The 23,555-nt window shown below is 47.5% G+C and carries 18 protein-coding genes and 1 riboswitch; of the genes, 12 read left to right on the top strand and 6 right to left on the bottom strand.

Annotated elements, in window-relative coordinates; all coding sequences use genetic code 11:
* Position 1: 1 nt before the first annotated feature.
* Both ACN084_RS07550 and ACN084_RS07555 read left to right on the top strand, forming a co-directional pair.
* Positions 2–424, top strand: a complete 423-nt coding sequence (locus tag ACN084_RS07550) for a heat shock protein transcriptional repressor HspR (protein WP_419106447.1) — start codon at positions 2–4, stop codon at positions 422–424.
* A gap of 256 nt (positions 425–680) precedes the next feature.
* Positions 681–2,129: an alanine/glycine:cation symporter family protein gene (locus tag ACN084_RS07555; RefSeq protein WP_419101984.1), complete on the top strand. Its 1,449-nt coding sequence runs from the start codon at positions 681–683 to the stop codon at positions 2,127–2,129.
* Between the two features lie 175 nt (positions 2,130–2,304).
* Here ACN084_RS07555 and trmB read toward each other — a convergent pair whose 3' ends face one another.
* Positions 2,305–3,105: a tRNA (guanosine(46)-N7)-methyltransferase TrmB gene (gene trmB, locus ACN084_RS07560; RefSeq protein WP_419106448.1), complete on the bottom strand. Its 801-nt coding sequence runs from the start codon at positions 3,103–3,105 to the stop codon at positions 2,305–2,307.
* A 351-nt stretch (positions 3,106–3,456) separates the two neighbouring features.
* On the opposite strand from trmB, the gene ACN084_RS07565 reads away from it, so the two are divergent.
* Together ACN084_RS07565 and ACN084_RS07570 are read left to right on the top strand one after the other, a co-directional pair.
* A complete protein-coding gene (locus ACN084_RS07565; RefSeq protein WP_419106449.1) occupies positions 3,457–4,911 on the top strand; it encodes an amino acid permease in 1,455 nt (484 codons plus the stop codon).
* A gap of 113 nt (positions 4,912–5,024) precedes the next feature.
* Positions 5,025–5,825, top strand: coding sequence for an HNH endonuclease family protein (locus ACN084_RS07570; protein ID WP_419106450.1), 801 nt, complete (start codon positions 5,025–5,027; stop codon positions 5,823–5,825).
* A 24-nt stretch (positions 5,826–5,849) separates the two neighbouring features.
* Here the strand turns inward: ACN084_RS07570 and ACN084_RS07575 are convergent, their stop codons facing one another.
* On the bottom strand, positions 5,850–7,223 hold the full coding sequence (locus tag ACN084_RS07575; RefSeq protein WP_419106451.1) for a hypothetical protein: 1,374 nt from the start codon (positions 7,221–7,223) through the stop codon (positions 5,850–5,852).
* A 196-nt stretch (positions 7,224–7,419) separates the two neighbouring features.
* Here ACN084_RS07575 and ACN084_RS07580 point away from each other — a divergent pair, with 196 nt between their 5' ends.
* Positions 7,420–9,762 (top strand): Tex family protein, encoded by a 2,343-nt coding sequence (locus tag ACN084_RS07580; protein ID WP_419101989.1) that lies wholly within the window; start codon positions 7,420–7,422, stop codon positions 9,760–9,762.
* Between the two features lie 22 nt (positions 9,763–9,784).
* Here ACN084_RS07580 and ACN084_RS07585 read toward each other — a convergent pair whose 3' ends face one another.
* Together ACN084_RS07585 and ACN084_RS07590 are read right to left on the bottom strand one after the other, a co-directional pair.
* The gene (locus tag ACN084_RS07585; RefSeq protein ID WP_419101990.1) at positions 9,785–10,342 is read right to left on the bottom strand and encodes a GtrA family protein; all 558 of its coding nucleotides are present in this window, start codon (positions 10,340–10,342) and stop codon (positions 9,785–9,787) included.
* 192 nt (positions 10,343–10,534) lie between these two features.
* Positions 10,535–11,368, bottom strand: coding sequence for an aldo/keto reductase (locus ACN084_RS07590; protein WP_419106452.1), 834 nt, complete (start codon positions 11,366–11,368; stop codon positions 10,535–10,537).
* Between the two features lie 221 nt (positions 11,369–11,589).
* Here ACN084_RS07590 and ACN084_RS07595 point away from each other — a divergent pair, with 221 nt between their 5' ends.
* Positions 11,590–12,885 carry an MFS transporter gene (locus tag ACN084_RS07595; protein WP_419101992.1) on the top strand — a complete coding sequence of 432 codons (1,296 nt, stop codon included), beginning with the start codon at positions 11,590–11,592 and terminating at the stop codon, positions 12,883–12,885.
* Between the two features lie 69 nt (positions 12,886–12,954).
* Entirely contained in the window at positions 12,955–13,902 is a 948-nt protein-coding gene (locus ACN084_RS07600) for a DUF808 domain-containing protein (RefSeq protein WP_419101993.1), read from the top strand.
* Here the strand turns inward: ACN084_RS07600 and ACN084_RS07605 are convergent.
* Positions 13,885–17,400 (bottom strand): SNF2-related protein, encoded by a 3,516-nt coding sequence (locus tag ACN084_RS07605; protein WP_419106453.1) that lies wholly within the window; start codon positions 17,398–17,400, stop codon positions 13,885–13,887. The two genes, ACN084_RS07600 and ACN084_RS07605, sit on opposite strands and share 18 nt — an antisense overlap.
* Positions 17,401–17,545: 145 nt before the next feature.
* Positions 17,546–17,674, top strand: a riboswitch (SAM riboswitch).
* A 31-nt stretch (positions 17,675–17,705) separates the two neighbouring features.
* Between ACN084_RS07605 and ACN084_RS07610 the strand changes: the two genes are divergently transcribed.
* The 3 genes from ACN084_RS07610 to ACN084_RS07620 all read left to right on the top strand — a co-directional run bounded on the left by ACN084_RS07610 (position 17,706) and on the right by ACN084_RS07620 (position 20,321).
* Positions 17,706–17,900 (top strand): nuclease PIN, encoded by a 195-nt coding sequence (locus ACN084_RS07610; RefSeq protein ID WP_419101995.1) that lies wholly within the window; start codon positions 17,706–17,708, stop codon positions 17,898–17,900.
* Positions 17,897–18,346, top strand: coding sequence for a plasmid stabilization protein (locus ACN084_RS07615; protein WP_419101996.1), 450 nt, complete (start codon positions 17,897–17,899; stop codon positions 18,344–18,346). Before ACN084_RS07610 ends, ACN084_RS07615 begins: the two co-directional genes overlap by 4 nt.
* 184 nt (positions 18,347–18,530) lie before the next feature.
* On the top strand, positions 18,531–20,321 hold the full coding sequence (locus ACN084_RS07620) for a DUF6350 family protein (RefSeq protein WP_419106454.1): 1,791 nt from the start codon (positions 18,531–18,533) through the stop codon (positions 20,319–20,321).
* Between the two features lie 240 nt (positions 20,322–20,561).
* Here the strand turns inward: ACN084_RS07620 and ACN084_RS07625 are convergent, their stop codons facing one another.
* Positions 20,562–20,981, bottom strand: coding sequence for a hypothetical protein (locus tag ACN084_RS07625; protein ID WP_419106455.1), 420 nt, complete (start codon positions 20,979–20,981; stop codon positions 20,562–20,564).
* A gap of 130 nt (positions 20,982–21,111) precedes the next feature.
* Here ACN084_RS07625 and purN point away from each other — a divergent pair, with 130 nt between their 5' ends.
* Both purN and purH read left to right on the top strand, forming a co-directional pair.
* Positions 21,112–21,735: a phosphoribosylglycinamide formyltransferase gene (gene purN, locus ACN084_RS07630; RefSeq protein ID WP_419106456.1), complete on the top strand. Its 624-nt coding sequence runs from the start codon at positions 21,112–21,114 to the stop codon at positions 21,733–21,735.
* A gap of 111 nt (positions 21,736–21,846) precedes the next feature.
* A complete protein-coding gene (gene purH / locus ACN084_RS07635; RefSeq protein ID WP_419106457.1) occupies positions 21,847–23,454 on the top strand; it encodes a bifunctional phosphoribosylaminoimidazolecarboxamide formyltransferase/IMP cyclohydrolase in 1,608 nt (535 codons plus the stop codon).
* The last annotated feature ends 101 nt before the right edge of the window (positions 23,455–23,555 follow it).

The raw sequence follows: 23,555 nt of genomic DNA on the forward strand, positions 1-23,555 counted from the left end.
TATGGGTTTATCAGCAGATCAACCGGTTTTTGTTATTTCAGTGGCGGCAGAGCTTGCAGGGATGCACCCTCAAACCTTGCGTCAATATGACCGTCTGGGTTTAGTTCAGCCTCAGCGTGCGCCGGGACGTGCTCGTCGATACTCAGCACGAGATGTGGCGAAGCTGCAAGAGATTCAGCAGCTATCTCAAGACGGTGTTTCTCTTGAAGGCATTCGCCGTATTATGGGGCTTGAATCTGAAGTAGAGACCTTGCGTTACGAGATAGAGTCTCTACGTCAAGAGCTTGCAACAGCGAAGACTCGATTAGGGGAGTCCTCTCGCGTCTTTGCTGCTGGCGTTTCTGGCGACATCGTGAGGGTTCCTCGTGGTAAACGCCCGTCTGCCCACGCTCGTTCTCGAGCTATGGTGCTCTATCAGCCATAACTACATATTTTATGGATGAAGGTTCTGCCGTATCTATTCTTAACAGGTTTGTTCTGTTGAATGGGTACGGCAGATTTTTCTATGCTCTGCTTGTCGTCTTACTTGGTGGACATAGTTGCATATAGTGTCGCCCGTCACGTAAGCTGTGCTTTCAAGCAGTAGCTGTGGTTTCTCTCAACAAGGAACAACACTATCTGCAACACCACACATCTGCTAGGAAACCGCTCGCAACGGGCGAAAACAACAAGGAACGCATATGAACATCGACGACGTCCTCGGGGCGATTTCCTCTTTTATTTGGGGGCCCTTCGTCCTCATCCCTTTACTTCTAGGTACAGGTATTTATCTGAGTATTCGCCTCGGATTCATCCAACTGACCAAACTCATTGTGGCGAACCGTCTAGCGTTTGTTGACCGTAAAGATGCTGACGCACAAGGTGGAGACATCTCTCAATTTCAGGCACTAACTACTGCTCTTGCTGCAACAGTTGGTACCGGTAACATCGTAGGCGTAGCAACAGCTATTTCTATTGGCGGTCCAGGTGCTCTCTTCTGGATGTGGGTCACCGCTATTTTCGGTATGGCCTCTAAATACTCTGAGGCGTTTCTTGGTGTACGTTTCCGCACCCACGACTCAAAAGGTGAAGTCAACGGTGGACCACAATACTACCTTGAACGTGGTATTGGTGGAGCGCTCGGCAAATCTCTTGCAATATTCTTTGCAATCGCTGCGGTAATTGCCTCTTTCGGCATCGGTAACATGACCCAAGGTAATTCAATCGCCGGTAACCTATACACCACTTTTAACGTTCCTGTTGGCTTTACCGGCACAATCTTGGCGCTCTTGACGCTCTTCGTACTCCTCGGAGGCATCAAATCCATTGGTAAAGTTACCTCCGCTTTCGTTCCCGTCATGATTATCTTCTACGTCGGTGGCGCTCTATACATTTTAGGAACACACCTAGGGCAGATTCCTGAAGCATTCGCTACAGTCTTTTCAGAGGCATTTACCGGCACTTCTGCTGTAGGCGGTTTTGCAGGTTCAGCACTCATCTACGCAATTCAGTACGGTGTAGCTCGTGGCATTTTCTCGAACGAATCCGGCATGGGTTCTGCTGCTATTGCTGCTTCCGCTGCGCAGACAACTCACCCTGTACGTCAAGGCATGGTCTCCATGACACAGACCTTTATCGACACGATTATTGTGGTGACATGTACCGGTCTCGTTTTGATTATTACCGGTGCTTGGCATCAGAGCGAGAACGGCGAACTAATTTCTGCTTCTACGATGACGAACTGGGCATTTAGCCAAGAAATTGGTCCGATTGGTGGTTGGATCGTCACCATCGGTCTGGTACTTTTTGCGTACTCTACAATTCTTGGGTGGGCATACTACGGGGAACGTTGTATCGAACGTATCTTAGGCCGTTCTGGTGTGCTACCTTACCGTGTATTTTTCTCGGCCATAGTTTTCATCGGATGCACTGTTGAACTAACGACTGTATGGACATTCTCAGATATTGCTAATGGTCTAATGGCTATTCCAAACTTGATTGGTTTGCTCCTCCTCTCAGGTCTGATTGTTCGTGAGACTCGCTGGTATTTGAAGAATGATCCTCACCTGACAGCAACGAAAGAAGAAATCGACCAGTTCATGGAAGGCCATGACGGTGCGATTGATTCTTACGAGAAGACCGGACGCTAACCGTCTAACAAGCATTGTGTAAGTGCTTTCTTTGACGAACACCTATCACATGGGGCGGGGCGGAATACAGTTTTGTATTCCGCCCCGCCCCATAACGTAGCTATGTTCACTGCCGCTTACTCAGAGACATAACACCTGCTACAAACGTAGTTTAAACCTACCAACATTTTTTCATCTATCGACGAATATAGGTCAAATCATGTGCTCCACGGCCAGCTTCGCGAGCCTTACGTTCAAAACTCGTTAGCACTCGACCCTCCCAACGCGGCGCCCAACCGCCTTGCGGGTCTTCCTCCGTTGCACCCTCGCCACGATGCGCATTAACAAAATCGGGATGAGCGTCGAGCACGTCACGCATTACAATAGCGTATTCTTCCCAGTCAGTTGCTAAACGCCAAGTTGCACCAGATTTCAACACGCGTGCAACCTTATGGGCAAATTCTGTACTAATAAGACGGCGCTTATGATGACGAGTCTTATGCCAAGGATCAGGGAAAAACACCCACAACTCATCGACAGAAGCTGGCTCCAACATGTTCTCTAAAAGCTCTGGAGCATTAGCCTGCGCTACACGGATATTCTCCGCACCAGCACTTGCCATCTTGCGTAGTAAATCAGCAATACCGGGGGTATACACCTCAACAGCGAGGAAGTTATGCTCAGGAACCTCCTGCGCACGATGAACAATCGCCTCACCAAGTCCAGAACCAATTTCTACCACAAGAGGAGCGACCCTGCCATAGACTTCTTCAGCATTAAACTGTGCCTCTGGCGCTACTGACGTATCAGTGAGTAGACGAGGTATCTGCAAAACATGGGTAGGAGCATACTGCTCCCACGCGGTGAGTCGGCGACCTGTGAGCCTATCGCCACGACGAACGAATGAAAGTGGCTGTCGGTGAAACTTCTCAGGAACAGCAGAATCTTCTGCTAGATGTTCGGTGTTTTCGTTATTAGTATGCGTTGTCGTTTCCACGAGTCTCCTCAATCTAGTACGGGCGCGTACGGAAACAAAAGCACCGCCCGAATCTGCTCGAATATGAGCAACCTAATCATCCTAGAGGATAGAGAATGAAGCATGCCAGCAACCCTTAAAACTCAACAAATAAAAAAATGTGATATACAATTCATTATTTTCTCGCAATAATAGGGACTAATAGCCTATAAGAACTGAAAGGCCTCCTAGCCTGTCTAAACGGAGAACACCTCAAAACCAGACTAGGATTAACACAAATATCAAAGACCACAAAGGCATGCAGGTCGGCGATACCCTCTCACCATAGAGAACTATTCAAGACACGTATGCCCATCAAACAATGGAGGCGAGATGCCAGACCAACATCATGGTTCGCATACTCAAACGGAAAACGAACTACAACGTGGACTCAGCAATAGACATATCCAGCTCATCGCCATCGGCGGAGCTATCGGAACAGGACTCTTCATGGGGTCAGGAAAGACCATCTCCCTGACAGGTCCGTCCATTCTCTTTGTCTACATGATTATTGGTACAGCAATCTTCTTCGTCCTTCGAGCGATGGGAGAACTACTCCTCTCAAACCTCAAATACAAATCATTCTCTGACTTTGCCTCCGACATCCTTGGACCAGGCGCAGGATTCTTCGTCGGATGGTCCTACTGGTTCACATGGGTCGTTACAGCCGTCGCTGACGTTATTGCCATCACCGGCTACTCACAATATTGGTGGCCACACCTACAACAATGGATACCCGCTATTATCGTCATCGGGTTACTTCTGGCACTGAACCTTCCCAGCGTCAAAAACTTTGGCGAAATAGAATTCTGGTTTGCCCTCATCAAAATAGTCGCTATCTTTGCGCTCATCGTTGTTGGTATTTTCATGATTGCTATCAGCTTCCAGCTACCTAACGGTGGTACAGCAAGCGTCACAAATCTTTGGTCAGATGGAGGTTTCTTCCCTCACGGTATTGTCGGGTTCCTCGGGGCATTCCAAATCGCACTATTTGCTTTCCTCGGTGCTGAACTTGTTGGAACTGCAGCAGCAGAAACACGCGACCCACATAAAACACTACCTAAAGCAATCAACGCTGTCCCCGTCCGTATCATCCTCTTCTACGTACTGACTTTGGCAGTAATCCTGATGGTAACCCCTTGGCAAGACATTGACCCCGCCAAGAGTCCTTTTGTGACAATGTTTAGCCTTGCCGGCTTCGGTTTTGCTGCATCATTAGTGAACTTCGTAGTGCTCACTTCTGCAACATCTTCGGCAAACTCTGGCATCTTCTCCACCTCACGTATGATTTATGGACTTGCAGAAGAAGGTTCTGCACCACGTATCTTCCGTATTCTCAGCCCCGGAGGCGTCCCACGTAACGCACTCTTCCTCACCAGTGTGCTCTTACTCTCCTCCCTCGTACTGCTATACTCCGGAGAATCAGTGATTAGCGCATTTACTCTCGTCACCACTGTGGCAGCGGTACTTGCCATCTTCAACTGGACGATGATCCTTGTCTCCTACCTCGTCTACCGCAAAAAACACCCAGAACGTCACGAAGCATCCACCTACAAAATGCCAGGAGGTATGCTTGCTTGTTGGGTTGTGCTCGTCTTCTTCATTGCGATGGTTGTGATTTTGGCGTTCTACGACGATACTCGCCAAGCACTCTTTGCAATGCCACTATGGTTCGTCCTTCTAGGCATCGGGTGGATGTTCGTCCGTAAGAACCCCACCCACCTCGAACTGCAGAAAAAAGCTCAACTATCACGAGTTAAAGACACCTCTTACGAGGATTCTCTCTAAATCCACAGAGCGCTCGAAGAACCCTTATCTCAACAGGGCGGGGTATAGCATTAATACGCTATATCCCGCCCTGTACTTTTAAAGCAACAGCACCCTAAAACAACCTAAACCTTATGAAAAAATACCCCAAAAATCCTGTACCTCGACGCGGTAGACAACACCATCATCGAATACGTAGACGACGTTCTTTTCTCTTTCGACTCAACACACTCTTTTGGGTTGTCCTCCTTTGCGGAGGTTTTTATATATGGGTAAATCACGAGAAAATTGAAGAACTACTCGGCGCCCCAAATGTTCCTGTAGAAACTGGTTTTGCACGGAGTTCTGCACACCCTTATGGTACTGCTGAACAGGTATTAGAGACGCTTCCCGTGAAAAAACCTGCAGGTGCACGCGGCTACTCTCGTTCGCAATTTGGTGCCCCTTGGGAAGATCTTGATAAGAACGGGTGTGATCAACGTAATGATGTACTTGCCAGAGACCTATCGAATGTTCAATACACTCGACGGTGTAAAGTTGCTTCAGGTACTTTTATCGATCCTTACACCGCTGAGCATCTTGATTTTATTCGAGGGGAAAAAACAAGCCCAAGCGTTCCTATTGACCACGTTGTAGCTCTTTCTAACGCCTGGCAAACTGGCGCCGCAGAACTTCCTTTAGCGCAACGTCAACGCCTAGCAAATGACCCGCTTAATTTACAAGCAACCGGATACGATGCCAATACCGAAAAATCTAATAAAGATGCCTCACAATGGTTACCTCAACGAGGCTATCGTTGTGAATACGTAGCACGACAAATCTCTGTTAAAGCAATCTACCATTTGTGGGTTACTCCAGCAGAAAAACAAGCCATGCACGCTGTTCTTCAGGAGTGTCCACAACAACCGGCATACCGTTCTGATTTAAAGCGCTAAAACAACCTAATTTCAGAGAAATTTTTATGAGCTTGAGACTTCTCCCGATGGTTCTTGGTCTTCAAAATAGAAGAGTTCAGGTTTTGTGTAGTTCAGAATCCAACGTAGTGCATACACAATTTCTTGTGTAGCAGATTCAGCATCTTGAAATGTCTGAGCCCAACAATAATAATCTGCAGTGGCTGGTGCCCAACCATGTTCTTCAAGAGTTTTAGAATCGTGACTAGAATCAGTATTTTCGGTGATGAGATCGCAACGGTATCCCGAAGGAGAACGTAAAACATAGAGCCGTGGAGTAGTATTTTTTTGCTTGTGAAGAACCTGCGAAAGATAGTGAAGGTTGACGCTTTGCCCCCATGGAAGCTCTCGAAGAGCCTCGTAAAGTGAAAGTCCCATAACTTCCCACGGGTTCTTACCAGAGGTATCGGAATGCTGGTCTGTGGGAGAATGCACGACACCAATACCATTCGCATAAAGTGCTTTAACATCAACGCCGTTAGAGGAAGCTGTCGATGTTTTTATCTTAGATGAGGAATTGACGGGGAGGTTTGATAATGAACTCATTTTGAGAGCATCGTTAATAAGTCGACGCCCGTTTTTAAGACCTCGATACCATGAACCATATTTACTACGTACTGCGCCAAGAAGTGGAACTCGCCCTAACGGGTTACGGCTCACTGACCAACTTCCATACAGAAGAACCGTTGGTTTACGATCATAGCGGATACAATAACTTAAAAATTCTCCTAATGCGTTGCGAAAATTAAGGTCAGTTAAACTTGAGGGAGAGACACTAATCCCAAAATCTTCTAAATCGGGTGGACATACGCCAACACGCATTAAAGCGACACTCCAACTGCCATCGCCTAGTCGGTCTTCAATAATTTGTCGGTGCGGAGGCCAGCTGCTTACCTCGTCAACAATATTACGTGCTTCTTCAGGAACATCTTCGAAGAAATCATCATATGAGACTTCGTCAAGACGAATATAAGGGTTCTCACTAAGCGCTTTGAGCGCTGCACCACATTTTCCAAGAATGACGGATATTGCTTCGGGGCTGACTTTCGCTTGTGCGAAGATTCGCGGAATATCCTGCAATATGACAGGGTCAAGGTAAGCTGCCGCATAGTGAGGGTCTGGCTCCATGTCATGAGTGACAGCTACGGCATACCAAACGGCTGCCGACATCATAACGTTATTGAGAATATTCTCGGTGCGAGTGTTAAAAGTCCATCGCCGTGAAAAGACTGCACGATGAATCATACGAGGAGATTCTTCGGGGAAGAGTGTTGCCAGCCGGTGGCAGGCTTCTTCTTTTGACCAGCCAGAATCGGCTAGTTCTTCAATGAGAGGCGAGTAGTAGGAGAGAAAACGACTATAGTCCTCGTTACTTGCCATAATAGGGTCAATCCTTAAACTCAGGTATGTGCCTGTGTCGGTATAAATGGATACATAGTTTCGTTATCAAAATCTAAACACTCAAGAACAAAACTACCAATATATATACTCGTATTACTCCAATAAACCAAGATTTTCCATGCTTTATTCCAGCGAAAAACAAGAAAAAGACTGAACTAATGAGAAACTAGAAGCTATGAATTCACCTCGAACGGATAGATACAAACTAGAAAAAACGCTCGCTGGTGAACTAGGTGTACCTATTTCTGGTGTGAGAGCTAGCATTCGGCTGCTTGATGAAGGGGCAACGGTTCCCTTTATCGCTAGGTATCGTAAAGAACACACTGGGGGGATGAGCGATACTCAGCTTCGTGAACTTAACGAACGACTCGAATACCTCAGAGACCTAGAACAACGCCGCCATAAAATCCTTGAATTACTCGCTCAACGTGGTGTACTTGAAGAATCTTTACAAGCCTCAGTGCTTGCCGCAAACACGAAAAATGAGCTGGAATCACTCTACGCCCCCTATAAAATTGCTCGACGAACCCGCGCGCAATGCGCACTTGAAGCGGGGTTAGAACCACTTGTTGACGACCTCCTCGAAGTCCCACTAGCAGAAGCAGAACAAATCGCTCAAGCGTATGTTCGCCCATCTTGTGCAGAAGAACCAGAAGATACTGCTGTACTAGATGCAAAAACTGCACTTGAGGGGGCTCGCGCCATCCTTGAAGAATACGCGCTATATGACCACGAACTAATGGAACAACTCCGTGAACGCTTATGGTCTCATGGCGTCATTAGCTCACGTGTACTTCCGGCACATAGAGAGCATGACAGCAAATTTAGCGACTACTTTCATTTTTCCGAACCACTCAGAAAAATACCTAGCCACCGTGTTCTTGCTTTGATGAGAGCCGAAAAAGAAGGTGTTGTTGAGCTTCGTATAGAAATAGCTCAAACCCCAGAATTTTTAAAACAATCAGGTGAAAGCGACCTCGCAAAACTTCGTGCAAGCAGTGAACGTAACGAACAAGAACGTTATACCTATGAGTCTACTATCGCCTTTGCGTTAGGTATTCCGGTGCAGGTGCTCAACACCGTCAGCGATGAAGACCGTGTTCTTGGATGGTTGGCATCAACAGTACGTTCTACTTGGAAAAATCGTATTCTCCCTCGCCTTACAACGCAGATAAGGGCTCGTTTGCGAGAACACGCCGAAAAATCTGCTATTGATGTGTTCTCATCAAATCTACGAGACCTACTTTTAGCAGCACCAGCTGGTGAACGTGCTGTACTCGCCTTAGACCCCGGTCTACGCACTGGCGTAAAAGTCGCAGCGTTATCTGCACTTGGGGAGGTACTCGATACTACTGTTATCTACCCTCATGCCCCTAAAAAACAATGGGCTGAATCGCTGAATACCTTAGCTGAACTCGTTAAAGAACATCATCTTGAACTGGTTTCTATTGGTAACGGAACAGCCTCTCGCGATACCGATAAACTTGCCAGCGAACTACTGAGCACCCTCAAAAATGAGGGAATCTCTGTACAAAAAGTTACTGTTTCAGAAGCAGGAGCTTCCGTCTATTCTGCATCTGCTCTAGCAAGCGAAGAACTGCCAGATCTCGATGTGTCTCTACGCGGGGCAGTCTCTATCGGACGTCGTCTACAAGACCCTCTTGCCGAGCTTGTTAAAGTGGACCCGCAATCTATTGGCGTAGGTCAATATCAGCATGATATTTCAGCTCATGCGCTACGACGCTCCTTAGACGCAACAGTTGAAGACTGCGTCAACAGTGTAGGTGTATGGGTTAATAGCGCATCCGTTGAATTACTCTCTCATGTTGCAGGTCTGAACCGTGCGTTAGCTCAAAATATTGTGAACTATCGGCAAGAACATGGTGCTTTCAAAAACCGTCAGGAACTTCTAAACGTCTCTGGAGTAGGCGCTAAAACCTTTGAACAAGCTGCCGGCTTTATTCGTATTAGGGGAGGAGACGAACCTCTTGACGCCTCTGCCGTTCACCCTGAGTCTTATGAGTTAGCTCGTCGTCTCCTTCAGGATGCTGGGGTACTTACAGGTGCAGTGATACCGTCGAGTGCTCGAAAAAAGATGGAATTACAAAAATATTTAGATGAGGGTTTCGGCACTCAAACGCTCAACGATATTCTGGATGAACTCGAAACACCCGGCCGTGACCCGCGCCCAACGTTTCGTACTGTCCACTTCACTGAAGGTGTCGAAACCATCCACGACGTCAAAGTCGGCATGATCCTTGAAGGGACAGTATCAAACGTCGCTGGCTTTGGAGCTTTTGTGGATATTGGTGTTCACCAAGACGGGCTCATTCACGTCTCACAGATGAGCACAAACTATGTCCAAGACCCTCACCATATTGTACGTTCTGGCGACATCGTACAAGTTCGTGTCACCCATGTTGATACAAACCGTGGACGTATAGCGTTGTCGTTACTACTTGAAGAAGAAGTTTCTACTACTAAGAAAAATGCTCGACGTCGGCAACGTCGAGCATAAAAACCCAAATAACCTCTAAATTCTATGAGGTCTTTTGCACCGGCGGAACAGAATCTTCATCCATCGGTACAGAAGGTGATTTCTGTTCACTGTCGAAAGGTACCACTTCGTGTAGTTCTGCTTTTTTACGAGCCTCGTAACCCTTAAAAACAAAGCGGTCAAGCGCCCAAAATCTAAAGACCATCGCTAGAGCTGTACCGAGAATAGGGCCAGCAATAAAGTCTGCAATTTCTTGTGCTAGAAACGAGATATTGGGGTACGACAAATACAATATATAACGTGATACCCACTGCGGAAGAGCGTTCAACCCAATACCGATTACCGTCACAATGGCGAATCCTAGTAGCTGTATGAAAGTTGGTTTTCCGGAGGAGCCTTGCCACGTCCAACGTGAAGAAAGAATATACGAGACAATACTTGCTATTCCGGTTGCAATAATAAGAGCTGTTGTCGGTTTTGCGGTAAGAACCGTGTACTTGAGGGCATAATTGATGACCATGGTGAGCACAAAGCAACCACCACCAACAATGAGAAAACGGACTTTCTCATTCTGAAGAAGCTTAAAAAAACTTTCTTTCATGCCCTCAGCTCTTTTCTTCCATCATGGGCTTTGTTCCATAAAGTCTTAGAACACATCACCTCAAAATAGCATTATTATCTCTCTAAAAGAGGAGTATAGCGCTAAAAAATAGCGTGGTATTAGTTGCAGTTTAACCTCAAGGAGGCAGACGCCCTATGACGCCTGCCTCACCTGAGAAGGTAAAAGCTGCTCTTAGAACTCGATATGTGACGGGTCAGGGCCAATACGACCATCTGCACGAGTCAATGAGTTAATAGACTCAATATCTACATCGTCGAGGCGTACCTGTAGTGACTCAAAGTTGGACACAATTCTTTCTGGCGTGACCGATTTAGGAATAACAACGTTGTCTAAGGCTAAATGCCATGCGATAACAACTTGTGCCGGTGTAACCTGATGTTTTTGAGCAATCTCAGTGATGACAGGGTCGCTGAGTAGTTGCCCGCCTTGACCTAACGGAGACCATGCTTCGGTTAATATTCCAAGCTCTTGATGAACGGCACGTAACTTCTCTTGAGAGAAATATGGGTGCAACTCAATTTGATGGATAGCAGGGGTTACCCCTGTTACCTCAATAATTTCGCGTAACTGTTGTTCGGGGAAATTTGAGACACCGATGGAACGTACTAGTCCACGACGACGTAACTCAATGAAAGCTTCCCATGTCTGAACATATTTTTCACGATGGATAGAAGCCCAATGAATGAGGAGAAGATCAACACTTTTGAGCCCGAGGCGTTCTAAGGATTCTTCACAGGCTCGAAGTGTTTGGTCGTACCCTTGGTCGTCATTCCAAATTTTGGTGGTGACAAAGATGTCTTCACGAGCTACTTGGCTAGATGCTAATGCTTTGCCCACACCACTTTCGTTGCCGTAGATTTTTGCGGTATCGATATGTCGGTATCCGGCGTCAAGCGCTAGTTGTGTAACTTCTTCTGCGCGGTCGTTTTCGACCTGCCAGAGCCCATAACCTAGCTGAGGGATGGTGTGTCCATCATTAAATGTTTTGAGAGGTTGCTGTGCCATCTGATAATCCTTTCGAAGGTGTACTCAACGGCATCGATCAGAAAACTTTATGCGTAAAATTTTCTGTCTGTTCTTTCATCATAGATTTAGTGCTGCCAAAAATGGTGGTGTTACTTTTCTTTGCGTCATCATATGCTCTTCATCAACGCACCGATAACCCCTGAAAAGATGGGTAAATAGACGGCAGAAGGCACGGTTATCCATAGTGTAGTATTTCCCTCATGGCGAAAATTTTTATGGATTTAACGCCGGTCAGAGAACTCCCCGAGTACCGCCGGCTGTGGATTGGTTCTCTCTTTTCTAGTTTGGGTTTTCAAATTACATCAACAGCCGTCACCCTAGAAATTTTTTCGTTCACACACTCCACCTTCGCCGTAGGGCTTCTCGGCTTTATTGTGGTGTTACCCCTTATCATAGGAGGTCTTTACGGAGGAGTCATCGCCGATAACTATGACCGTCGTAAAGTTTCTTTAACCGCCAGCTGGGGCATGTGGCTCATGACCCTTTTCATTGCTTTGCAATCATGGATTAACCTCCAGAACCAATGGATTTTGTATACTCTCGTCGCTTTAGAATCATTACTTTTCCCCATTAATCAGGCTGCTCGTGGCGCTATTATTCCTCGAATAGTTCCTCCAAAACTTCTTGCATCTGCCAACGCACTTAATATGAGCGTTGGCTCCTTGGGCATGGCTCTTGGGCCTTTGCTCAGTGGCTTATTCATTGCTTCTATCGGGTATAACTACACATACCTTGTTAACGTTTTTGCTCTACTGGTCAGTATCTGGGCGCTATATAAACTTCCTACAGTTCTTCCTGAACACGATGAAAAAACACCAAAAGTTCGTGGTCTTCGCTCCGTAGTAGAAGGTTTTTATTTTGTACGGCGCACCCCCGTCATTGCGATGACGTTCATCATTGATTTGATTGCGATGATATGCATCCAAGCCCGTCCTCTCATTCCTGCTCTAGTGCTCCTCTCCTTTGGTGGTGGAGACCTTGGCGCCGGTGTACTCTTTTCAGCTGGCGCACTAGGGGCTTTTATCGGGGTCACTTTTTCGGGGTGGCTATCAGCTATACAACGTCGTGGAGCTTTCCTCACAATGAGCTATATGTTGTGGGGGATAGGATTCGTTTTCTTCGGTGCAATTGCACTCTTCTTAGAAGGACGTTCTCCGAGCGAGTCCTTACACGAAAACCTATTACCTCTTGTCTGTGCTTCTTGCGCGTTAGCGGTAGCAGGCTGGGCAGATGGTGTAGGCGGTATATTCCGTTCTACTATCATTCAACAAGAAACCCCCGATAGGCTTCGCGGACGCCTTCAGGGTATCTTCATCATGACCCTTGCTGGTGGGCCTAACATCGGTATTGGTGTGATGGGTCTGGGAGCTGCACTATTTGGTACCTCAATGACAGCCATCATTGGTGGTGTGATATGCGTTGGTGCTATCGTGCTAGCGACATACTGGAAACCAGCTTTGTGGAGATATCCAACCGAAAATACTCTTGAACAGTAATGAACGATAACTTCCCTTGTATTCTTGGGATAGTAGCTTATTGGACAGATATAAAGAAAAGAGATCCTCATGGCTGGCGGGCTAGTTGCGCTTCTAGACGACATCGCAGCATTAGTAAAACTTACAGCGGCAAGTACCGACGACGTTGCTGCTGCCGCCTCTAAAGCAAGTGCGCGCGCTATTGGTGTTGTTGTTGATGATACTGCGGTTGTTCCCCAATATTTAAACGGGGTAGAACCTCGTCGTGAGCTACCTATTATTCGTAAAATTGCGGTTGGTTCTCTCCGTAATAAGCTACTTTTTATTCTTCCACTGATTATCTTTTTGAGTTGGTTATGGCCAGCGTCATTAACTCCGTTGTTAATGTTTGGTGGTCTGTACCTCTGCTTTGAAGGTGCTGAGAAGATACTAGAGCTATTTCATCCGCACTCAGCAGAAGAGACAGAAACTCCTGCGCTCATTGCCGGGGAAGAAGCCGAGAAAAACGTTATTTCTGGGGCGATTAGAACAGACTTCATTCTCTCTGCCGAGATTATGGTTATCGCCATGAACACTATTGCTCATGAGGGAACGTGGGCTATTCGTATTATCTCCCTCATCGTGGTGGCGGTGCTGATTACTTTACTTGTTTACGGTGTTGTTGCCGTACTCGTGAAGATGGATGATGTCGGCTTAGCGCTCATGCGCGGTGAATCTTCTATGACACAGAAAATAGGCGCTGCGCTCGTGTCAGGAATGCCTCTTGTGATGAAAGGCATTTCATTACTTGGTACTTTTGCGATGCTTTGGGTGGGCGGGCATATCGTCTTGAGTGGCTTAGCAGATGTCGGTTTTCACGCCCCAGAACACGCGGTTGAATACCTTGTTCGTGCTCTCACCTCGTGGAGTGCCGGTACTCTTCTGAGCGTGCTTGCATGGTGCGCTGAAACATTTTTCGCCATGATTTTTGGTCTGTTATGTGGCGGTATCGTGGTTGTTGCAACGCACTTCTTTTCATCGCTACGAGGTACTCAATAGTTCTCGGATATGTTCTGCTGTCATCTTTTCGCTAAAGAAATCTCCATCATCAACAACAGCGTCGAAGAGTGCAGACTTATTTTTTTGTAATTCCATAACTTTTTCTTCAATGGTTCCCGCAGCAATAAGCCTGTAAACCATCACATGTCTGGTCTGCCCAATACGGTGGATTCTGTCGATGGCTTGTTGCTCTGCTGCAGGGTTCCACCACGGATCCATTAAGAAACAATAATCTGCTGAGGTGAGGTTAAGCCCGAACCCTCCCGCCTTGAGCGAGATGAGAAAGACGGAGCTTTCTCCTTTCTCAAATTGTTCGATAACTTTTGCACGGTCTCTTGTCGAACCGTCAAGATAGCAGAACTCAATATTCTGTTCTTCTAAATCTTGTGCGATGGTTTTAAGGTAGCTGGTGAACTGGGAGAAAATCAGTACACGGTGTCCCTGAGAGAGAACTTCTGGCAGATGCGCCTGAAGGTACTCTAGTTTTGATGAGGTAATGTGCGAGTACTCTTCGTCGACTAGATGAGGTGCTAGCGCCATCATGCGCAGTTTTGTTAACGAACGGAAGACCGTAAAACGGTTTTTGTCCATATCTTTGAGCAGTCCCAGAACTTTTTTGCGTTCTTGTTGTAGGAGCATATCGTATGCTTTACGATGCTCTGGGTTAAGAGCAATGGGCATTCTTTGGTCTGTTTTATCTGGTAGCTCTGTGGCAACAAGTTCTTTCGTTCGCCGGAGGATTAGTGGGCGTATCCGTTGCCGTAACTGTTCGAGTTTTTCGTGGTCTTTGCTTTCAGTGATGGGTTGTACGTAATAGTCTTTGAACTTTCGTGCACTGGGGAATAGACCTGGTGCTACGAGAGAGAAAATGGACCATAACTCCATGAGGTTGTTTTCCATGGGTGTTCCGGTGACGGCAAGTTTGAAACGTGCAGGTATTTTTCGTGCTATTTGGTGTGCTTGAGTCCTCGCATTCTTGATGAATTGCGCTTCATCAAGGATGACCCCGTTCCACGGTGTTTCTTGTGCGTAACTGTTAAAAGCGTTGGAATCTAGTCGTAGCAGAGTGTATGACGTGATAACAACTTGTGCCTGACCGATACGTTCTGTGAGTGTTCGTTGCGATTTTGCAGTGGACGTGGTGATGGCGGCGACTTCAAGTTCTGGTGCGAAGCGTTCTAATTCTTGTACCCAGTTGGGAACAACAGAGGTGGGGGCAATGATGAGGAAGGGAGCAAATGATGGGGTGCTGTTATTGAGCTCTTCGACCCACTGTTCATAGGCTTTGAGCATCATGGAAATAGTTTGTAGTGTTTTACCAAGCCCCATGTCATCACCGAGGACGGCTCCAAGGCGGTGTTTCCACAGGAAGTAGAGCCATTGGTAGCCTTCTTCTTGGTAGGGGCGTAGCTGTGCTTGGAGTGTTGCTGGAGTTGGTACGTTATCGCTACTGTCTTTGTCGCTGAGGAGGCTGTGAATACTTTCTTGCCATCCTTGGCATGATTGTGTGGTGGTGGCAAGCTCTTCGAGTTCTTCCCACATCCCTAATTGGTGTTTGTTGAGGCTAAGTGGTTGGTCTGGTTCTGAGAAGTCTTCTATTTCGGCTAGTAGTTGACGTAGTTTGATAAATTCTGGTCGGTTGAGGGGATAGTAGTTGCCATCACCGAGAAGGATGTGTTTTTCCCCCGCGTTGAGTGCCTCAAAGATTGTAGAGAATGATACGGTCCATTGACCAATGGTGACGATAATTCCAAGGTCAAACCAGTCTTGAGTATCGCTTGGTTCAACTCTCATCTGGATTTCGGGGGTAACGTCCAGTTCTGTGAATTGAGGTTCTTGTCCGTGAGTTTGGATGCGGAGTCCATGAACATCTCGGTATTGGGGCAGTATAGATTCGGTGAGTTGTTGAACATCCCAGTCGTAGAAGTGTTGTTCTGTGAGCTGTAATGCGGGGTAGATATTTTTGAGTTGCGCGAGGATTGTATTTTCGTAGTTTTTATCGCGCTGTTCATAGATGTCTAATAAGGTGCTCTGTACTGGGAAGTATTCGAGGTTGCTTTCATCTCGTGTGTTCTTGAGCGGGTCTTTAGGGTATTCCCATTCCCAGCGGGTGTGGGCGTGGGGTGTTTGTTCGCTGTCGAAGTAGACGTGAAGAATCAGCTCTGGTTGTTGTACTTGGGGTGGTTGTATCGTTGCGTCGTTGGTGCAGAAGCTGATATTGCGTGTGAGATATGGGTAGAACTCTTGATAGAAACTATTGATATCTTGTGAGGGGATTTCGATATGTTCTTCTCGGATAAGGGTTTCTGCTGCGCCGTTGAGTGTTTCTTTCAGGGGAATGAAAATAAGGTCGGCTGCGGCGTATTGGTCGTTGAGACGTGTTGGATTGATGGCGCTAGGTAGGGTTGTTTCCCAATGTTCAGCTTGTGCTGTGGCTTTGTAGTGTTCTTGTGCTTTGTGTCCGAGGGCAATGAATCCGTTGCGGGGCTGGCCTATTGGGTGGCAGTAGTATGCGGGGAAGGCGTTTTCTCCTGCGGTGAGTGTAGGTGTGATGCGTAGACCGTCTTTGTAGCTGTAAAGTTCTGCTTTTAGCGTGGCTTCTTCGGTGTGCGCCGTAGTGATGGGTGTTCCCTCTAGCAGGATGGGCAGTGCTATTTTTTCTGCTTTTTTGAGTACTTTCCATAGTAGGGAAGAGTTAACAGTAGAAAGTGTTACCCAATCGCGGTGGGAAGTGTACGCTGATTGCCAAGGTCTGATGATGGAGTAGAACTCTCGCAACCATCGTTCGTGTTGGGGTCGGAGGGCGTGGCTACTTGTCTTTCCGGTGTGATCTTTTTGGAAGTGTTCCCAGTTGATGCCGTCTTTAATCCATCGGTTGTTTTTACCTTGGACGAGTGGGCGTGCTTGTAGGGTGATACGTGGTGTTTTGTGTTGACCGCTACCGAGTGCGAAGCGGGAGTTGACGTGCATTTTGAGGTCGAGAGCGGCGACGGTATTGCTGTTATTTTCGTAGGGTATCCGGTGATGCTGCGCCAGTGTTTGTGACAGCGTTCTGCGCCATGTCGACATTTTTTGTTGTTCTGCTAGCTCTTGTGCAGTGGTGATTCCGTGTTGTTTGAGCTGTTCTTCGCTGAGTCCGTCTGTGACGCGTTGAGTGGAGCTTTGGGCTTTGCTAACTTTTTCGGCTCTTTCGATGGCGGTGAGCATGATGGCTACGGAGTGTTTGCAGTCGGTGCGTACTGGGCAGGTGCATCGTGCGGAGAAGGCGAGGGATCCTTCAACCTGTTTTGCGGGGAAGACAATTTTGCTGAGGTATGGGTCTGTTGCGTCGCCGTAGGTTGTTCCTGTCAGGATGTGTGCTTGGGCGTCGTAGGAGTATCGGGCGACTTTGCCTTCTTGCATGTATTGTTTTCCGCGGAGGTAGGTGCGGTGTCCTACTTGCTGGATAATTTTTGCTGCGCTGACGGGGATTCTGGGGAAAGCTGATGGTGCATTCACGGTGGTTGTATCCTCTGCTGGCAAGGTGCATATATGTTCTAGGTTACCGGATGAGCTTTCACTAAAGCTGGTGTAGCCTAAATCTCTCAAATATTTTGGGTTGTGCTCTTTGTTTTTTGTGGTGGTTGCGTTATTCTGGATTCAGCTTCAAGAGTTTCAACTGATAAGCTCCGACTTTAGTTGAACGCCAACCCCATGTTCACGGGTGGCTCGGATGACGAAGCGGTTCGTATTCGCGTCATAGTACGCAGGCTGGTACGGACAAGAGCACTTCGAAAGGAAAGCGCATTCAGCGCAGTTGTATCATGCACAACACCGCTCGCCCTCAGCACAATATTCAACCTGTTTCTTCTGCTCAAACTCGTGGCGGTTACGCTGCCGTAAGCATTCAAGATTACACTCGTATTTCCCATGAGCGTTCTGAGTTTCTTAACTTTTTGCTTTCTCCTAATCCGCACGGTATCCCTAACCAGGAATACGGTATCTTACAAGCAGCATGAGTATAAGAGGACTACTTCTAGACTCTGATGTACTAGCAGAGATTCGCAAAGCCACACCACATCCGCAGGTCGTTGCGTTTCTTCGCCGTCGCTCATATATGGTGATGTACATATCAGCACTTAGCCTAGGCGAACTTAAAGGGCTTTACCCCTACCCTGAAACAGAGCGGTGGGTTAACGAACTTCTCGAACGTTTTAGCGGGCAGGTTCTCGACGTTGATACGAACGTATCTTTGGCATGGGCCGGTCGCCAAATTCGTGCTGAAGAACGCCCCTCACCAGAAGGCCCTTATACGCCATTGCCTACCGCCGCACTTGAAGGGCTCATGGCTGCTACCGCTGAAGTGCATCAGCTAGAAATAGTTTCTTCTAAAGCAGATATTTATCGTCGCTGGGGAGTCCCTGCCGTTAATCCGCTGCACGAAAACGCCGCGCGAGGACTATAAACCCTGTGTCTTTTACGTGACCTTAAGACGTAGGCTGTGATGAGCTTAGCGTCTTGACCGGCATACATGGTATGGTTCAGTGGGGTGCACGCGGTGAAGAAAATCCTTGGTTTATGTCTCATTTGGATTAGAAAAGCTGTGTGAACTTCAGAGTTCAATAGAGTTCATGACAAGATAAAAGACGATGAAAACCAGCGTGATGAAACCTCAACAACGTTCGATACCGATGCCCCTCTGGCTACAGGGTGTTGTCGAACTCTTCCGTACTGCCTTCTACTCTTGCTTTGCTGTAGTGCTACTACTGGGTGCCGTATGGTTTACCGGCGGTTTTGAACAGCGTGACCTCTACGCTATGGCAGTTTTAGTTAGCCAAATGTGGCTTCTAATCCACGGGGTTCCTCTTCATCTGAACATCTCTGCCCCGTATGGAGACACCCCCGATATTCAAGGGACGATGAGCTTTATCCCGTTGGGCTTAACGCTGATACCCTTATGGTTATGTTTCCGTTCAGGACGAGTCTTAGCTCAAGCATCTCGTGAGGGACAATTCTGGATACCAACATTAACCGGAGCTATCACTTATAGTGCCTGTGCTGGGGGTTTGAGCCTTTTGACAACAGATACTACTGCGGTAGCGTATCCTGTAGCTTCTGCACTTGTACCGTGTTGGGTCGTTTTATCAGGGCTTATTCTTGGTGGCTGGTACGAGTCTCGTTCTTTGGCGAGAATGATCGGTGTTAACGCTGCCGAATGGGTTGCTCAGTTTAGCCAGTACTCACGTTGGGCGGGTTCTTATGTTTGGACGGTTCTTCGCGCATCAATCGTGGCAGTTCTTGCGTTTATTGGCTGTGGAGGGCTATTACTGAGCTTGTCTTTGCTCTGGCATTGGAGCGATGTCGTAACAATTTATCAATTGCTTGATGCTGGTGCCATCGGCGATACTGCTTTGACCTTTTTACAGCTTGGTGTTATCCCTAACGTAGTTTTTTGGGCGATGTCTTGGAGTGTCGGAGCTGGTTTCTCATTGGGAGAACATACCTCCGTAAACTTCTTTGAACACTCTACTGGTGTGCTCCCCGCTTTCCCTCTTCTGGGTGCCTTACCAACGGTCAATGAACCGTGGAACTATATTGCTATTGCGGTTCCTGTGCTGTGCGGTATTGTTGCTGGCTGGTGGTTCTTCCGTGCCGGTGAAGACCACCTTGATGAGTGGCTTTCTCTGAAAATTCCTTTCCGCTGGATTTCTTTGCCACTATCAACTTTTGCCTTAGCTATCTTTGTTTCTATTCCTGCCGGCATCATTTTGGCGTTATGCGGTTGGGCATCGCGCGGTTCTCTTGGTATGGGACGTTTTACTGATTTAGGGCCAGATGCTTTATTATTTGGTGCTTTATCTGCCGGTTGGATTGCTTGTGGCGTGATGATGGGATCGGTGACGGCTCCTATCTTCCATCGTGGCGCTATTACTGAGCTTGAGCGTTTCTCTGAGCTAAAGAACGACCGTGAAGAGCGCCGTCGTCGTAAACGTCTTGCCCGCGAGCAGAAAAAAGCGCAACGTCGGAACTCTCGTCAGAATTCTGCTATCGCAGAAGTTGAAGAACAGCATGATGAAACCAATAAGCCTTCTTCAGAGGCTGTGCGTCGTCTCTTAGAAGACGCTGATGAACCGTTATCGGATACGACGCTATCTGAGGTGGCTCAAAAAGAGGAGAAAAAAACTGCTGATTTTGAATCTGTCGTAGCCCAAAACTTACGATTGTTTTCTGATCTCGAAGAGGAACACCTCGAGGCTCAGGCAGAGGCTTCGTCAACTGAAGATGACGTATCGAAACAAAAAAATGATACTGCAACCGATAAGGTAACTGGAGATAAGGATTCCTCTGAAGGGAAAACCCTCACTCACTTTAAACATGGGCGAGTCATACGCCGTCCAAAAACTCGACGTCGTTCTTCGTCGAAGTCTGATGACTCTTAACGCTTTTCGGGCACAGAGCTTTTGGCGTTCTGAGGGTGTGACAAAACCTCACTTAAATAATTGAGCTTATGGGATGTATCTAGAGCATCATCAAATGTGCTTGAAGACAATACCTTGAGGTTTTATCTTGAAGTTTATTGTGGGGGTTGTTTGTCCCAGTCTAATCGCTCTACAACCACCACCATGAGTACTGCTACCAGTACCCCTATGACTCCCGGTACGACTGCCCCTATCGGGTCGTTATTTGAGTAAGGACCCTAAAAGATTATCCTCTAAATCAGCTTTACACTGCTCCTGCCGGACAATGGTCAGAGCATGACGGGTACAATCTGCAAACTGGTTTGTTTGGTCCATAAAAATTATTTGTATTGAGGTACTAAACATGAGTACTAGCGCAATCACCATAAAGAATGTGAACGTCACATACATGCCTGAGGACGCACGTGCCCGAGCAATATACGTCATGCCCCAAACAGCGCTGATAATCATCCCCAGCTGAAAGGACAATGCTGCAATAAGCCACCACCCGCTATACGCGGAGAACACAAACCCTAAAAGGCCGAAAGCAATGCTCAAACGATGACAGACATCAAGACGTTGCTTTGCGTCTTGAACCATGGGGGAGGACTCATTCTCAGGAAGCATAGGCTGTACAGACATACTCTCTAGGATACCTGCTCTGAGAGATTTGAGGGATTCCTCGCACCTGCTCTCTCCTGTGCAAAATACTTTAAGTCATATAAATAATTGAACTATTAGCTTCGCCACAAGGTGGGGTACACTGTGAATCATGCGTATTGTGGTGATGGTCTCTGGGTCAGGGACAAACTTACAGTCCATCATAGATGCTGTTTCGGCAGGCACCCTCACGGTGGATATTCTTGCTGTCGGTGCAGATAAACCGTGCCGTGGTATCGCACGAGCCCAAGAGAACGGTATTGAAACGTTCCTGTGCGAACCACATCATTATTCTTCTCGCGAGCAATGGAACCGCGCCCTTGAAGAACACCTCACCCGATATAACCCTGATCGTATCGTCTTCGCTGGCTTCATGCGCATCGTGGACAAACAACTTGTTGAACGATTCGCCGGACGTATCATCAATACCCACCCTGCTCTCTTACCCTCTTTCCCCGGAGCACACGGGGTACGCGACGCCCTCGCCTATGGGGTTAAAGTCACTGGAATGACGGTTCATTTAGTTGATGCAGGGGTGGATACCGGAACTATCCTTGCTCAAGCTCCTGTCCTTGTGGAAGATACAGACACCGAAGAAACCCTTCACGAGCGTATCAAAGTCAAAGAGCGGGAGTTACTTGTGAACACTCTTGAACAGATAAGCCACACTCTACGTTCTTCGCAGAATGCCACGGAGAAAACCACTCCTGAAGAACATATACCACCGCTTTTATAAGCGCCGGTGCCACAGATGTAGATACCTCATCACTGGTATCTAGCCCGTGGGCCGGGGCTGAAAACGGCTCAAAAAATAACACCTTTTACCCAGACAAAAATTGGAGTATTTGTGAGCCTTACTCAGCTAGATCGTGTCCCCATCAAACGTGCGCTCATCTCTGTCTACGACAAAACTGGATTAGAAGACCTTGCACGCGGACTACACCAAGCCGGTGTATCACTCATTTCAACAGGTTCTACCGCAGCGACGATTGCTTCTGCAGGCGTACCAGTAACAGAAGTATCTGATATCACCGAGTTTCCCGAATGTCTTGAAGGTCGCGTCAAAACTCTTCACCCGAGGATTCACGCAGGTATTCTAGCTGACCGTCGGAAAGAACAACACCGACAAACTCTAGAAGACCTAAGCATCGAACCTTTTGATGTTGTTATCGTTAACCTTTACCCTTTTGCGCAAACTGTTGCTTCTGGTGCTGACCACGATGCTATTATCGAAAAAATCGATATTGGTGGTCCTTCCATGGTGCGTGCAGCCGCAAAAAACCATCATTCAGTAGCTGTTGTCGTCGACCCCCAACGCTATGATGACGTCATTAACGCAGCTCAAAACGGTGGATTTACTTTAGCTGAACGTCGCCGTCTTGCCTCAGCTGCTTTTGCACATACCGCCACTTACGATACCGCTGTAGCAACATGGACAGCCGCCCAGCTAGAAGGATCTGAGAACGCCCAATACTGGCCACCTTTTGCGGGACTATCCTTTGAACGTTCAGAATCTTTACGCTATGGAGAGAACCCTCACCAGCAAGGAGCTCTTTACGTAGACTCCGCTAGCGCACCCGGCATTGCTCAAGCTGAACAACTCGGCGGTAAAGCAATGAGCTATAACAACTACGTTGATGCTGACGCCGCTCTACGCACCGCCTATGATTTCGATGAACCCGCAGTAGCTATTATTAAGCACAATAATCCTTGTGGCGTGGCAATTGCACCACCACAAGCTGAAGACCCTATTGCACAAGCTCATATGAATGCTCACGCCTGTGACCCACTGTCTGCCTACGGTGGTGTTATCGCAGCAAACCGCGAAGTAACCGCACAGATGGCGCAGAACATCAAAAACATTTTTACCGAAGTAATTGTTGCACCGTCTTATAGTGCAGATGCTCTAGAGATTTTACGGTCTAAGAAGAACCTACGTATTCTCGAACTGCCTCAGAATTACACGCGAAGCACCATCGAATACCGTCAAATTTCTGGTGGCGCATTATTCCAAGATGCAGACCAGCTACAAGCTGAGGGTGATGCGCCTACCGCGTGGACTCTCGTTGCCGGTCAACCTGCCGATGAACAAACCCTCAAAGATTTGAGCTTTGCTTGGCGTGCCCTACGTTCTGCAAAATCAAATGCTATCCTTCTAGCTGATCAAGGTGCTGCTGTCGGTATTGGCATGGGGCAGGTAAACCGTGTAGATTCTTGTAAACTTTCGGTTGAACGCGCTAACACTCTTGCCGATAATGCTGAACGCGCTCGCGGTTCAGTTGCTGCCTCTGACGCCTTTTTCCCCTTCGCTGATGGGCTACAGATACTCATCGATGCTGGTGTTCGTGCGGTTGTTCAGCCTGGTGGCTCTATTCGTGATGAAGAAGTCATTGCTGCCGCTGAATCTGCTGGTGTGACAATGTACTTTACTGGCAGCCGTCATTTCTTCCATTAAGAAGAATAGTTTCAGAGAATCTGTTCTCTGACAGGGGAGAGATGCTAAGAGGGGACAGGCCTAAAACAGCGTAGGTGCAAAAACTTTTATGACAACTCTTA

Origin of the sequence: Rothia sp. P7208 (assembly GCF_048512915.1) — a bacterium.
In the GTDB taxonomy this organism is placed as follows: Bacteria; Actinomycetota; Actinomycetes; order Actinomycetales; family Micrococcaceae; genus Rothia.

Bases quoted from the DNA above. Each gene is read 5' to 3' on its own strand.
- ACN084_RS07565 (WP_419106449.1), top strand. From the start codon at position 3,457: ATGCCAGACCAACATCATGGTTCGCATACTCAAACGGAAAACGAACTA.
- ACN084_RS07575 (WP_419106451.1), bottom strand. From the start codon at position 7,223: ATGGCAAGTAACGAGGACTATAGTCGTTTTCTCTCCTACTACTCGCCT.
- ACN084_RS07580 (WP_419101989.1), top strand. From the start codon at position 7,420: ATGAATTCACCTCGAACGGATAGATACAAACTAGAAAAAACGCTCGCT.
- ACN084_RS07610 (WP_419101995.1), top strand. From the start codon at position 17,706: ATGCACAACACCGCTCGCCCTCAGCACAATATTCAACCTGTTTCTTCT.
- ACN084_RS07600 (WP_419101993.1), top strand. From the start codon at position 12,955: ATGGCTGGCGGGCTAGTTGCGCTTCTAGACGACATCGCAGCATTAGTA.
- ACN084_RS07615 (WP_419101996.1), top strand. From the start codon at position 17,897: ATGAGTATAAGAGGACTACTTCTAGACTCTGATGTACTAGCAGAGATT.
- purN (WP_419106456.1), top strand. From the start codon at position 21,112: ATGCGTATTGTGGTGATGGTCTCTGGGTCAGGGACAAACTTACAGTCC.
- ACN084_RS07550 (WP_419106447.1), top strand. From the start codon at position 2: ATGGGTTTATCAGCAGATCAACCGGTTTTTGTTATTTCAGTGGCGGCA.
- ACN084_RS07555 (WP_419101984.1), top strand. From the start codon at position 681: ATGAACATCGACGACGTCCTCGGGGCGATTTCCTCTTTTATTTGGGGG.
- ACN084_RS07590 (WP_419106452.1), bottom strand. From the start codon at position 11,368: ATGGCACAGCAACCTCTCAAAACATTTAATGATGGACACACCATCCCT.
- ACN084_RS07595 (WP_419101992.1), top strand. From the start codon at position 11,590: ATGGCGAAAATTTTTATGGATTTAACGCCGGTCAGAGAACTCCCCGAG.
- ACN084_RS07585 (WP_419101990.1), bottom strand. From the start codon at position 10,342: ATGAAAGAAAGTTTTTTTAAGCTTCTTCAGAATGAGAAAGTCCGTTTT.
- ACN084_RS07570 (WP_419106450.1), top strand. From the start codon at position 5,025: ATGAAAAAATACCCCAAAAATCCTGTACCTCGACGCGGTAGACAACAC.
- ACN084_RS07620 (WP_419106454.1), top strand. From the start codon at position 18,531: ATGAAAACCAGCGTGATGAAACCTCAACAACGTTCGATACCGATGCCC.
- ACN084_RS07625 (WP_419106455.1), bottom strand. From the start codon at position 20,981: ATGTCTGTACAGCCTATGCTTCCTGAGAATGAGTCCTCCCCCATGGTT.